Origin of the sequence: Nodularia sp. UHCC 0506 (assembly GCF_034931045.1) — a bacterium.
Classification (GTDB): Bacteria; Cyanobacteriota; Cyanobacteriia; order Cyanobacteriales; family Nostocaceae; genus Nodularia.
Genome location: NZ_JAYGHH010000011.1, coordinates 11,660 through 24,576 on the forward strand (window position 1 = coordinate 11,660; position 12,917 = coordinate 24,576).

A 12,917-nucleotide genomic window follows, 5' to 3' on the forward strand; every position below is an offset into this window, starting at 1 on the left:
AGATTTCTTCAGCCAGCCCTACTTAACTATGGCTAACGCCACACTCCGCTTTGAAGTTATGGTTTTATTGTCAACAATTGACAAATGTTAGTTCTCCAACTCAAGTTAGAACAGCAAAAATCTTGCGTTAGATTTTGATATTGAAATTAAATCAATGAATAGTGAACAATAAAAAGTTATCAAGACGTATAGAGGGGATTTAGATCCGCCACCAACGCCCGATATAGTGAGGAATTAAACCCAGTTATTGACTGATAACTGAGAACTGAGAACTGTTAAGGCTTTACCTCGATGGCTAATTGATCCTTTCAATTCCCGTGACATCTGTGCAAAGGTCAATTGTTTTTCTGGGACATAAAATATTGGGTCGTAGCCAAAACCACCTTCGCCACGGGGTGCATGAAGAATTTCGCCGCGACATATACCTTCTGATTCTAAAGCAATTGTACCATCGGGACGAGCGATCGCTGCTGCACAGACGAATTGGGCTTGACGATTGACAGTGTTACCTAATTCTCGCAATAACCTCGCAATGCGGTCTGAGTCGCTGCTGCCATAGCGTGCCGAATATATTCCGGGTGCGCCTTTGAGGGCATCTACTTGCAAACCAGAATCATCCGCGATCGCCCATTGTCCTGTAGCTTGAGCAATTTGGGAAGCTTTGAGACAAGCATTAGCGGCAAAGGTTTCGCCTGTTTCTTCAACGTCTAATTCTTCTGGTTTAAGAGTTAATTCCCAACCGGAATCAGCCAAATAAGCTTGCATTTCCCGCAATTTACCGGGATTTCCTGTCGCTACTACGAGTAATTTAGTCATAATTCGTAATTCGTAATTCGTAGTTCGTAATGCTCCCTTTGGGAGAGCTTCGCTAACGTAGTTTGTAATTCGTAAGTGCTGAATAAACCAAAGAATCAAGGGTACTTCATAAAAACTTTTCAAGTCTTTTCTTCTTACTCAGCACTCAGCACTCAGATCAGCACTTACTCTGCCCAATTTTTTGCCCAAGCTAGGGTTTGATGTACTTGTTCTATGGTTGGGGCTTCGCAATACAGGCGTAATACTGGTTCTGTACCGCTAAACCGAATCATTAACCAACTGTTGTCAGCTAGGCGGAATTTATAACCGTCGATTGTTTGACAATCAATGACAGCTTGATCGGCAATTTCTGTTAATGGTTGGGTTTGCAGCTGTTCTAAAAGACGCGATCGCACGTCCATACTGGATAAGGGCAAATCGATGCGATCATAAGCTGAGATGAAACCTGTTTTTTCTTGTAAGGAGTGATAATAATCGCTTAAATCTAACCCAGATTCTACAATTGCTTCTAGAACATACAGCGCTGATAGTAGTGCGTCACGTTCGGGAATATGGCTACCATAACCGATTCCTCCTGATTCTTCTCCACCTAATAATACATCTGCTACTAACATTCTATCGGCAATGTATTTATATCCTACGGCGGTTTCAAAAAGTGGCAAGTTATGCAGTGCTGCTACACGGGGAATTAAATCAGAACCACTCACAGTTTTGACGATTTCACCGCTAAAGCTACGCCGGAGTTTTAAGTGATCGATTAAGATGGGAATTAAAATTTGGGAACTCAAAAAGTTGGCGTTGCCATCCACTGCGGCAATGCGATCGCAGTCGCCATCAAATACTAACCCTACAGCTAAACCTGATTTATCTATTTGACGGTGAGTTTTGATTACCGAAAATAAACGAGATAGGTATTTTGGCAAAGGTTCTGGCGCACCACCTTCAAATAAGGGATCGCGATCGCTGTTAATTTCTTTAACGCCGTCACCTAGTAATTTTTCTAATCCCCCAGCTGCTGCACCGTGCATAACATCAGCAAATAATGTCAGTTTACCAGAGGCGATCGCTGCTTGAATCTTGGTAATATTAACTTTAGCTTTTAATGCTGTGATGTAACTTGGCCAAGGATTAAACGGTTCTTGTTTCCCAGGGTTAGCCACTGGATTAGGTACACCCGCAGATAATAAAGCTTCTATTTCTTTTGTCACTTCTGGCGGTACTGAACCACCAAAGGAACCCTTGACTTTTAACCCTAAATATGAACCAGGATTATGACTGGCTGTAATTACTAGCGCCCCCAAAGCATTCAAGTCTTTGGCTGCCCAACTAAAAGCCGGAGTTGGGGCATAGGTTTGGCTGAGTAAAACATCAAACCCGATAGCGCTGACCGAATCAGCAACAGCACGGGCAAAGTCTTCTGCCATAAATCGACGGTCGTAGCCAACAACAATTGTTTTGCTACCAACTGTAGAAAAATATGTATTATGTAAGACTTGTGCAGCAATTGGCGCGACCAAGGCTAGACGTTCAAAGGTGAACTCATCACCAATAACGCCCCGCCAGCCGTCTGTACCAAATTTAATCGAGTTAGCAGCAACTGGCATTGAGTTATCCTCACTATTTACGACAGGATTTTAGCATTTGTTACAGTGTATACTGAAGCGTAACTACGGACGGGAATTTCATTTTTTTAAGGCTTGATTTAATTTGTCTGTGGAAAAGGAATTTAACAGACTGAGATTTAAGGGAGATTGACTCAGATATTGAGCATAAGACGGTTGTAAATAAGGGGAGTATTCAGGACGGTTAAGCAGGTGTGTTTGCCAGAAAGCCACATTCAGAGTCTTCAGATAAGCATAGACTGGTGCAGAGTCAGGCCCAACCAAGGCTGGTGGTATGGGTAAGACATTATTTCCTGAAATTGGTTCTGCGATCGCGCTAAAATGAGTCGCGTTTTCGATTAATACCAAGTACTTATTAGGAGTAGCCAGCCAAGTAAAAGGACGAACCTGCTCAGATATGATGGGAGTAGCAATATCCTGGCTACTGGCAACTAGCATGACCGGAACTTGAATTTGACTAACCTCACTTTCTCCAAAAATTGAACTAGATAAAGGATTAATCGCCAATACTGCTTGAATGCGCTCATCTTGGAGTTGGTAATCTTTAGCTTCTAACTCAGTTACTTGACACTGCAAAAATAGCGACAAATTAAAAGTAGAAATATCGGAACCACAGTCTTGTTGCAGTTGTTCAAAATTAATTTTTGCCCCTACCAAACTTAAAACAGTGTAACCACCGAAAGAATGACCAATAGCCCCGACTTGCTGAAGATTAAATTTTCCTTGGAGTTGAGGATTTGATTTTGCGATAGTTTCAAGTTGATCGAGGAGAAATGTGATATCCAAAGGTCGGTTGATAAATTCCTTTGCTTCCAAGGGCCCAGCTAAACCTGTTAAGTAGCGCTCAACGCGTTCAGCATTACTACCAGGGTGTTCTAATACAGCTACCGCAAAACCGTAGGATGCTAAATGTTCCGCTAAGTAGGCAAAAGAAGAACGGTCTGAAGCTATACCATGAGAAATTACAATTAGGGGAAAGGGTGCTGAAGGATCTTCAGGGCTAGTTAATGGGGTCGCTTCTGGGATATAGATATGGGTTGGTATAGTGCGATTTCGCAACCTATCCTGGAAAGTCAATTCCTGACGTTGCCAAGTAAATGAACCAGGCGATCGCAAATCTGGTAGTTGCGAGAAATCAATGGTATTATTAGGAACTTCTGCATTTAAAAGTTCAATTAGTGCAGTGGTGTCTGTTTCTTGTTGAATCCAAGCTACAACCTGATCCCTTTTCTGTAATACTTGCAATAAATCATTGACTAACTTTAGCCCTTCTGTAAAACTTAGTCGTATTGTCCGGGAGGGAAACTGACGCAGCAAATTCACCACCGTTAAACCCTCTGGATTAGCCGCAGCTAATATCAAAGCACTTCTGAGGGCAAAAAAGCCATTTTGTCTAGATTCAGTCAGAATTAAGCTGCCTAAACGTTGTATGAGGTCTTCGCCAATGGGTGAGTAAGTTACCTGAGAAACTAGGGTAGGAGTAACATCAAATTGCTGTTGAAGCAATTCTCTTAATTGAGCCAGTTGTTGGGGATTAGCACGACTAGCATAAAATGCAAATTCATCAGTGATTTTGCCTGACTGGGCAAATGTTTCTAAAGAGTCAACACTGAGGGAGAATTCACCATAAGGAGGATAAAAAAAGCTAATGCGTTCAGCCCCCAATCCGGGAGTAGCCGTCATAAACGTAGATAATAGCCCTAGACTTAAATATTTCCCTAAACTTTTCATCAATGTAATCTAACTACTAGACTATAAGTAAATTGAGCAATCCTAAACTTACTTATAGTATATATTGTCAAATATCAAACAATAAATAATACACACAAAAAATATAGGGTTGGCAATTATACCCACCCTATTAACTTACTAGCTATCAGCTGACGTTTACAATTTGGGTTTTTGTCCTTGAGAACAACGCTCAAACCACTCCTGGTATTTTTGCTGAAGTGACTCATCTTTGACAGTAATTGTGATTTTCACCTGCTGACAGCCGTGATTTTGTTCAAGAGCGATCGCATTTAACAGTAAACTAGCAATTTTCGGAGAACTAAAATCACCATGCACAGTTAAATGACCATCGATCATCGTACCTTCAAGCCTTTCTCCCGCCATCAACTCAATACCAGCAATTTCACCTTGGCTTAAATCAATTTCTGCAAGTTGTTTATTTTCTGGACTGACTTGCTCCACAATTAACTTTTCACGTCGCACAGGTACTTGTACCATCCGAGTTTCAATTTCTTTGCGAACAATTACCTCACCTATTTTGCGCTTTTTATGATCAGCTATCAGTCGTTCTTCTATTAAACGTACAATATCTTCTTCATCAACTTCTACTGTATTGGCTTTTTCAATTTTATTTTTAATCATTTGGTCATTCTTATTTGCTTCAGTTAACTTATTCACTGTTTTTTGATTGTCTGGTGCTGCTTCTAAATATTCAGGCATATACTCTACTTCTAATTTGTCGATATCCAAGAGAATAGATCGAGTAAAATTATCAATTTTGTTGATTTTTTGGCTCAACAATAAAACTAAACGATGTGATATTACATCTGATGTACCCGAATTTATGCTATTTTTTTGACTCACTTGTTGAGCTATAACTAAATTGAGCCGACGATTAGCATCCAAAATTAAATCTTTGACCTTGCCAACTATTTGACCTTGCCGATCAGATACAGAAAAATCTTGGATTTTGTTTTTTAAAGTTTCTAACAGGGGTTGAATATTGGTCTGCTCTTTGGCTTGTTTAAGATTATTTGCCATTGGTTGGCTATTCATAAAACGAATGATAAAATACTTTACTTATGACCAAAATTATTTTCTTATACCATTCCCGTATAAACTTGCGCTGAATTTATTTCTGTGTTGCGGTTCGTTCATTTCTCCTATAATTTGGCGCATCCTCATCAAGAATTGGTATTAGATAGATTTGTAGGTTGCTTACCTCTCAAGAGATAAAGTAAAACCCAACATAGCTGATAATTTTTGGTGTTGGGTTTCATTCCATTACTCTGCAACGCTAACGCTTTAATAATAAGTAATTAACCAAACATGACATGATTAGTTCATGGCTAATCGCTTTGTTATCTTGATTAACGTTCCTCAACTGGAAGATTAGGAGCATTTACATCTAACTCTTCACGTCGCACAGTATCTTGAGTTTCAACAGTCTCTTGCTCTACAACCTTTTTAACTCTAACTTCCTCACGCAAAACTGCTTCTTTGCTAATTTCTGGGGTTTCTTCATAAATTTCTACACGAGCAACTTCACCTTCACGGAAGTTAGCTTCGTTAGCAGAAACAACCCTACCTGCATCCTCTGGAGTCACGCGCTCAATTACAACGTGTTCTTTTTCTATAGGTACTGACACTCTTGCAGTTTCACTTTCAACGTGCTTACCAATTGCGACTTCTCCAGTTTTTTCGCGTCTTTTTTTCGCAATCAGCCGTTCTTCATATAATCGTAAAGTTGGATGGTCTTGCTGATTGAGACTATACAAAGAAGGTTCATGTTCGTAAGTATAAGTTTCACGGGTGTAAGTTGGTGTTGATGCTTCTACAGGTTTTGCACTATATTTAGTATCACGATAAACACCACGCACCTGTTCTTCATAGTCGTAGTCCAGTGTTCTGCCTTCTTCAAATTTTGGCAAATCTTCCGCTTGTTCTCTAGTCATACCAAGAGCGTAGACGCGATTAGCATCATAGTCAATGCGGGAACGTCCAACTGGTAGTAATACTTTTTTACCAAATATCCAAAAACCTAAATCAACAATTAGATAGCGAAAATGTCCTTCTTCATCAACTAAAACATCACTGATAGTGCCAATCTTTTCATGACCTACGTCTGTGTAGACACCTAGCCCTTTAATATCATTACCTTGAAAATGTTCATGGTAATTTGGATCAAAATCTGCTAATTTGTGAAGAACCATTAGAACTTACCTCTGAATTTTCATACTATCTTTTAGTAACCAAAATAAATCTTTATTGACACCTTTACCTCCTACTATTGACCGAATTTGTTTGAATGAATACAATCAAAAGTTAGATATTCTGGTGAATGAATTATATCTAAAATATTCAATATAAAGTCAATCACATCCATCTGTTTATCTGATCCTAATTAGACATTAAGTAAACAGGTCAAAAATCCTTACCCATGACAACCTCCACCAGTTAACTTCATTTACGCCCACTTACTTACAACATATCTACAAAGCTTCTAGAAAACGCAGAATTCAATTCATTTCATATCTATTAAACACAATTAAAAAAGTACAGACAGAGATGAAATCCCTGCCTGTATTATCTAAATATAAATCTCCGCAATAAATTTCGTATCCCAACTAATCAAACAGCCTCTTCTCTTTTTGCTATACCAGTTTCATCAACTTGCAATTCGCCTGTAGTATCAATATCTAACTGTTCTCGGCGAATTGTGTCTTGTGCTTCTACCGTTTGCCGATCTACAACTTTTTTCACTCTTACTTCTTCACGCACAAACGCTTCCTTGCGAATTTCGGGCGTTTCTTCGTACAATTCGATGCGTGTGACTTCCCCTTCTTGGAATTTGAGTGCATTGGGGTCTACAATCGTTCCTGCTTCTGTTGGCGGCACTCGTTCAATCAAAACACGTTCTTTTTTAATTGGTACTGTCACCCTTGCTGTTTGTGTTTCAATATGTTTACCAACTGCTACTTCTCCAGTTTTAACCCGATGTTTGTTAGCAATCAATCGTTCTTCATACAGTCTGAGAGTTTGATGATATTGTTCATTTAAGTTATATAAATCTGGTTCTCTTTCGTAAATAGATATCTCACGTCCATTAGTTATGTCTCTGCTTTCAGGACGAAAAACAAGGCGTACCTGTGTTTCATAATCTTCATCAACAGTCATAGTTTCCTGATATTCAGGTAAACGTTCGACTTGTTCTTTCCTCAGTCCATCTACATAAACACGTTGGGCTGGATAATTGATATGAGATAACCCGATTGGTAGTAATATCTTCTTATTAATAGAGTCCAAGCTACTATCAATCACTAAATACCGAAATCGTCCATTTTGGTCAACTAAAGCATCAGCTACCGAGCCAATCCTTACTCCTCCTTCGGTATAGAGGTCTAAAGATTTTATATCATCACCGCCACAGGTTTGTCGGTAGTTAGGGTCAAATTCTTCCAGTTTGTAAAGAGGCATATATTTCCAGGTGCAGAATATCTATACCTATCAGCATAAAAATTAATATCTTGGTTTCCCTCTGGCTGGCGGCTGAATTTAGGGAATATATTTTATAGTTGAAATGTGAATATTTTTGCCCTGAATTAATTACCTATCGGTCTATAACTGAAGATATATAGGAATCAGGTTTGGTTTATGAATTTATTCGTAGAGGTAGGGAACAGGGAACAGGGAACAGGGAACAGGGAAGAAGGAATCAAGGAATAGGTCGTTTTGTATGGCTTACGCCACGCAAGCTATCAAAATTCAAATAGGAGTCATATATATGTTTATTATTCCTAAATATTCCACAAGTAAGATCAAACCAATCATTAGGTATAGACAAAAAAATTGAGTGTTGCTGAATCAGAATCTGAAATACTAGAATTACCTTTGCACCTATCTCACAAATTCGTGCTTTTTTACAGCTATGCAACACAAGCGATCGCTGGTGCGCGAGAAAAATTCATATTTGAAATCAGCAACAGCAAAAATTGAGTTAGTACAATTAGAGAAGTCGAAAAATAAACGGATAACGGAATGGTTCATTTGGTTGGCTGAAACAGTGCAATAGCGCCCAAATTGTCAATCCCCAGTGTAGAGCAAAACCCAACGCAACTATAGGAAAGAATAAAATTCCGCCCAGCCCAAAGGTGAGAAAAGATAGAATCCCGATAGGAACACCAATTATAGTTGCCCAAAACCAAACATTAAAGTGAAAATTAATCGATTCTTTAGCATTACTTTTCACCACGGGGTCATCAGAAACGAAGGTAATGACAATGGGAACCCCAATAGAAAATAGTGTTGTACTAAAGAAAATTGCCCCATGACACAGCGATGATAGCAATTTACGCTTATCATGATCATATTTAACTTGCATTCTGGTGTCCTCTCAATTTAGTTTATAACTCTGATTGTAACGAACACATAATATGTGGAGTATTACAGTTTACCGTACTCCAGAAGCTTTTCCACCTTCATTTAAGATAAACTAGAATATGAGGTTTACTGAACAAAGGGTTTAAAAAATGGGTCGCATCAACCCCTACACATTACAAATGCAGATTACTCGGATGTTTGAGCAAGGGCAGTCGTTTTTTGCCACAACCAAAGTACAGGACTGGTTAAAAGAACGCAAACATAACCCACTAGATTATGACATTATTTTCCATCAAAAACCCGCGCCTCCTGGTTCTAAGGAAGTTATAGCCATAGAAATTGAACTACGCCGCAAAGATGGACAGCCAGTAGATCCCTGGTTACAAGAGCAAGCCAACCTTCACTGCTGATGCAATTTTAACAGTTCATTTAGCTGAAAATCACTGTAATCCCCCTTTCAGCAAAACTGAAGGACTTGATTCCTTTCTTGTTTCTAAAAGCTTATTTAACCAAGTCATCGTAAATAATTAAAGGTTTGTAGTCAGGACTTTAGTCCTGAATTAAGGACTAAATTACTGTATTTTTACTTGCGTTACATGGTTAAGTTTATTCTTGCCGCTTATTTAGTTTATTTTGTCAATATCTAGTTGATAGGAATTACCCTTTTAAAGATGGGTAAAATTCTTCTTTATTACGTGTCTTTTGCATCTAATGTAGTCAAATAAAACACTTATTAAGCAATATAAGTACAGAGGAAGCAGAGATTAAAAGTTTCTGTAGCATACAAAAAAAGGCTAAATCCTTGTTTTGTTATCCCCAGTAATCAAAATAGGATTCAGCCTCATGAATGCGGAAGGTTTATTAACATTGTGTAAGTAGGTTCCACTGTACCATAGACTTATTGAGATTTAATAGCAATGTTTTATTAATTATTTCTTTATCATCACAGATTTTTTAAGCACTAATATCGCGTGAAACTATTGCATATAAAGATTTTGCAGCTTTAGTTATAGAAAGCATTACAAAAATTTACATTAAATTAGTGACAACTAGTTTCAATAATTCTGATAATATGTTCCTAAATGTTTATTGAGATAGATACTCATTAGTTGGGTTGATTGATCTCAGACATAGGCACAATTTCTCAGGAGCTAATGTCATGACAAGCATGGCTGTTCAAACATCGGAGTCGATTCCCTGGTGGTCGGGAAATGCTCGGTTAACAGAACTATCAGGGCGACTTTTAGGCGCTCATGTTGCTCATGCAGGGTTAATCGTTTTTTGGGCTGGTGCGACAACCTTGTTTGAAATCGCCCACTTTAACCTTTCACAACCAATGTATGAGCAGGGCTTGATTTTATTACCCCATTTAGCAACTCTCGGCTGGGGTGTAGGTAGTGGTGGACAGGTGCTAGACACCTATCCCTACTTTGCTATTGGGGTGATACACCTAATTAGCTCTGCTTTTTTGGGTATTGGTGGTATTTTTCATGCCCTGCGTGGCCCTGCCATTTTAGAAGAAAGATTTTCCTTCTTTGGCTATCGCTGGGAAGATGCCGACAAAATGACTACAATTCTGGGTATTCACCTAGTATTACTAGGTTTAGGTGCTGGCTTACTTGTTGCCAAATCGATGTTTTTTGGGGGCTTGTATGATAGCAATTTGGGAGAGGTGCGAGTCATTTCTAACCCTACCTGGAATTCTACAGTGATTTTTGGCTATCTCTTTGGTGGTGGTGGTAGACACTGGATTGCTGGAGTCAACAATCTAGAAGACTTGGTTGGTGGTCATATTTGGGTAAGTATTCTCTGTATTGCTGGTGGTATCTGGCACATTACGACTAAACCATTCTCATGGGCTAAAAAGCTGTTTGTTTGGTCGGGTGAAGCATACCTAGCTTACAGTTTGGGTGCTTTAGCTTTAATGAGTATGATTGCTGCCTATTTCGTCTCTGTTAACACCCTGGCTTACCCAGTTGAGTTCTATGGCCCAGTTTTGAATATTGGTTTTGACCGCTTTCCTTACTTCGAGAGTGGAAATTTACTATCAGCTCGCGTTTGGTTGGCAAATGCTCATTTTTGGCTAGGTTTTTTCTTTCTCCAAGGTCATCTCTGGCACGCCCTCCGCGCTGCTGGGTTTGATTTCCGTCAAGGTAAGGTCGTGCATTCAACTCGTGGGGAGGTAATGTAACAATGACAACTGCAACTATAACTCAGCCAGAATCTGGTTGGTGGGCAGGTAATGCTCGATTTGTTGATATGTCGGGTAAACTGTTGGGCGCTCATGTTGCCCATGCAGGTTTGATTGTCCTTTGGGCTGGGGCAATAACTTTGTTTGAAATCACTAAATATGATGCTTCTCGCCCAATGTATGAGCAGGGATTAATCCTGTTACCTCATTTGGCTACTCTGGGTTTTGGTGTGGGCAATGGGGGAACAATTATTGATACTTATCCCTATTTTGTCATTGGTGTTTTACATTTAGTTAGTTCCGCCGTGCTAGGTGCAGGGGGCATTTATCATGCTCTTTTGGGGCCTGAAGTCCTGGCAGAAAATAAAACCTTTTCTGGTTTCTTTGGCTACGACTGGGAAGATGAAGACAAAATGACCACCATCATCGGTATTCATCTCCTGTTATTGGGTGTTGGCGCTTGGTTATTAGTAGCAAAGGCGCTGTTTTGGGGTGGTCTTTATGACCCTGAAATAGCATCTGTAAGAGTAATTACAGAACCAACTCTTAACCCTGGTCGGATTTTTGGCTATCTCTTTGGTTTATTTGGTAGTCAGGGGATGGCGGCTGTAAATAACCTCGAAGATGTGATTGGTGGACATATTTGGGTAGGGATACTTTGCATTGGGGGCGGATTCTGGCACATTTTGACTGAGCCTTTTGACTGGGCTAAAAAAGTATTGTTTTGGTCTGGTGAGGCTTACTTGTGCTACAGTTTGGGCGCTTTAGCCTATATGGGATTTTTTGCAGCTTACTTTGTAACTGTGAATGACACCGTTTATCCCACAGTATTCTATGGTTCTTTGGGATGGACTACGACTGCATCGGGAGTTGTGACAGTTCGCACTTGGTTAGCAACTAGCCACTTGGCTTTGGCAATTGTATTTTTAGTTGGTCATATCTGGCACGCCTTAAGAGTCCGTGTGATAGCGGCGGGATTGAATTTTCAGCAGGGGGTTGTCAATTATTCTGGTATGCCAGAAATGGGCAATTTTGATACTCCTGTGAATGCTTCTGATATCACACTGAATTTTTTGAAGTATCTGCCAATTTACCGTCCTGGGTTGTCGCCTTTTTCTAGGGGTTTAGAAATTGGGATGGCACATGGTTACTTTTTGCTTGGTCCTTTTGTGAAACTCGGTCCTCTGCGGAATACTGAGTTGGCAAGTCAAGCAGGTTTACTAGCCACAATTGGTCTGTTATTGATTTTGTCTATTTGTTTGTGGCTCTATGGCAGCACATCTTTCTCTGGTAGTAAACCTGCTTCTGGGGAATTACCAGAAAACATGAAAACGGGTAAGTCTTGGAGTGAATTTAATGCTGGATGGACTGTTGGCAGTTGTGGCGGAGCTTTATTTGCTTTCTTGGTGTTAGCTAATAGCAGTTTGTTTTTTAACTAGCTAAGACTTACACAAAAAACCTCACAAACTCTCATGACTCTATGTACTCTGTGATATGCGCTACGCGAACGTTGCATATTTAGGGCAGGCAAGATGTCCACCCCACAAGATATTTTCAGTGTCTTTTCTGTAGGGTTGGATATTGAGCAAGTCTCATTTCTGGAAGGTAAATTCAAATTATTTATTAGGTGTCAAAATGTCGAAAAAAATTGGTTTGTTCTACGGTACTCAAACTGGTAAAACTGAATCTGCGGCTGAAATGATTCGTGATGCTTTCGGTGGTGACGTTGTAACACTACACGATATGGCTAAGGCGGATGTTGCTGATTTTGATGAGTATGAATGTTTAATTGTTGGTTGCCCAACTTGGAATATTGGGGAACTTCAAAGCGATTGGGAAGGTGTTTATCCTGATTTAGATGATGTTGATTTTAACGGTAAAACGGTGGCATATTTTGGTACTGGGGACCAAATTGGCTATGCTGATAATTTTCAGGATGCTATCGGTATTTTAGAAGAAAAGATTTCTCAACAGGGTGGAAAAACTGTGGGTTATTGGCCTAATGAGGGATATGACTTTAGTAATTCTAAAGCTTTGCGGAATGGTAAGTTTTGTGGACTAGCCCTTGATGACGATAATCAATCTGATCTCACAGATGAGCGCATTAAGGCTTGGGTTGCACAGTTGAAGACGGAATTTGGTTTATAAAAAATAATCAGTGAACAGTTATCAGTTAC

The 12,917-nt window shown here is 39.6% G+C and carries 12 protein-coding genes; 5 read left to right on the top strand and 7 right to left on the bottom strand.

Going from position 1 to position 12,917, the window contains the following annotated elements:
• Window positions 1-234 precede the first annotated feature (234 nt).
• From rdgB to VB654_RS09625, 6 genes are all read right to left on the bottom strand, one after another.
• A complete protein-coding gene (gene rdgB / locus VB654_RS09600; protein ID WP_323213493.1) occupies window positions 235-816 on the bottom strand; it encodes an RdgB/HAM1 family non-canonical purine NTP pyrophosphatase in 582 nt (193 codons plus the stop codon).
• A gap of 164 nt (window positions 817-980) precedes the next feature.
• Window positions 981-2,420: a phosphoglucomutase/phosphomannomutase family protein gene (locus VB654_RS09605; protein WP_323213494.1), complete on the bottom strand. Its 1,440-nt coding sequence runs from the start codon at window positions 2,418-2,420 to the stop codon at window positions 981-983.
• A gap of 78 nt (window positions 2,421-2,498) precedes the next feature.
• The gene (locus VB654_RS09610) at window positions 2,499-4,169 is read right to left on the bottom strand and encodes an alpha/beta hydrolase (RefSeq protein WP_323213495.1); all 1,671 of its coding nucleotides are present in this window, start codon (window positions 4,167-4,169) and stop codon (window positions 2,499-2,501) included.
• Window positions 4,170-4,325: 156 nt separating this feature from the next.
• On the bottom strand, window positions 4,326-5,225 hold the full coding sequence (locus VB654_RS09615) for a YsnF/AvaK domain-containing protein (RefSeq protein ID WP_323213496.1): 900 nt from the start codon (window positions 5,223-5,225) through the stop codon (window positions 4,326-4,328).
• Window positions 5,226-5,539: 314 nt separating this feature from the next.
• Window positions 5,540-6,382, bottom strand: a complete 843-nt coding sequence (locus tag VB654_RS09620; RefSeq protein WP_323213497.1) for a DUF2382 domain-containing protein — start codon at window positions 6,380-6,382, stop codon at window positions 5,540-5,542.
• Between the two features lie 418 nt (window positions 6,383-6,800).
• Window positions 6,801-7,646: a DUF2382 domain-containing protein gene (locus tag VB654_RS09625; protein ID WP_323213498.1), complete on the bottom strand. Its 846-nt coding sequence runs from the start codon at window positions 7,644-7,646 to the stop codon at window positions 6,801-6,803.
• A 372-nt stretch (window positions 7,647-8,018) separates the two neighbouring features.
• Here VB654_RS09625 and VB654_RS09630 point away from each other — a divergent pair, with 372 nt between their 5' ends.
• Window positions 8,019-8,165 carry a hypothetical protein gene (locus VB654_RS09630; protein WP_323213499.1) on the top strand — a complete coding sequence of 49 codons (147 nt, stop codon included), beginning with the start codon at window positions 8,019-8,021 and terminating at the stop codon, window positions 8,163-8,165.
• Between the two features lie 10 nt (window positions 8,166-8,175).
• On the opposite strand, the gene VB654_RS09635 is transcribed toward VB654_RS09630, so the two are convergent.
• Window positions 8,176-8,550, bottom strand: coding sequence for a DUF4870 domain-containing protein (locus tag VB654_RS09635; RefSeq protein WP_323213500.1), 375 nt, complete (start codon window positions 8,548-8,550; stop codon window positions 8,176-8,178).
• 148 nt (window positions 8,551-8,698) lie between these two features.
• On the opposite strand from VB654_RS09635, the gene VB654_RS09640 reads away from it, so the two are divergent.
• From VB654_RS09640 to fldA, 4 genes are all read left to right on the top strand, one after another.
• A complete protein-coding gene (locus tag VB654_RS09640) occupies window positions 8,699-8,959 on the top strand; it encodes a hypothetical protein (RefSeq protein WP_323213501.1) in 261 nt (86 codons plus the stop codon).
• 758 nt (window positions 8,960-9,717) lie between these two features.
• On the top strand, window positions 9,718-10,740 hold the full coding sequence (locus VB654_RS09645) for a chlorophyll a/b binding light-harvesting protein (RefSeq protein WP_323213571.1): 1,023 nt from the start codon (window positions 9,718-9,720) through the stop codon (window positions 10,738-10,740).
• 2 nt (window positions 10,741-10,742) lie between these two features.
• A complete protein-coding gene (locus VB654_RS09650; RefSeq protein ID WP_323213502.1) occupies window positions 10,743-12,179 on the top strand; it encodes a chlorophyll a/b binding light-harvesting protein in 1,437 nt (478 codons plus the stop codon).
• 196 nt (window positions 12,180-12,375) lie between these two features.
• The gene (gene fldA, locus VB654_RS09655) at window positions 12,376-12,888 is read left to right on the top strand and encodes a flavodoxin FldA (RefSeq protein WP_323213503.1); all 513 of its coding nucleotides are present in this window, start codon (window positions 12,376-12,378) and stop codon (window positions 12,886-12,888) included.
• The last annotated feature ends 29 nt before the right edge of the window (window positions 12,889-12,917 follow it).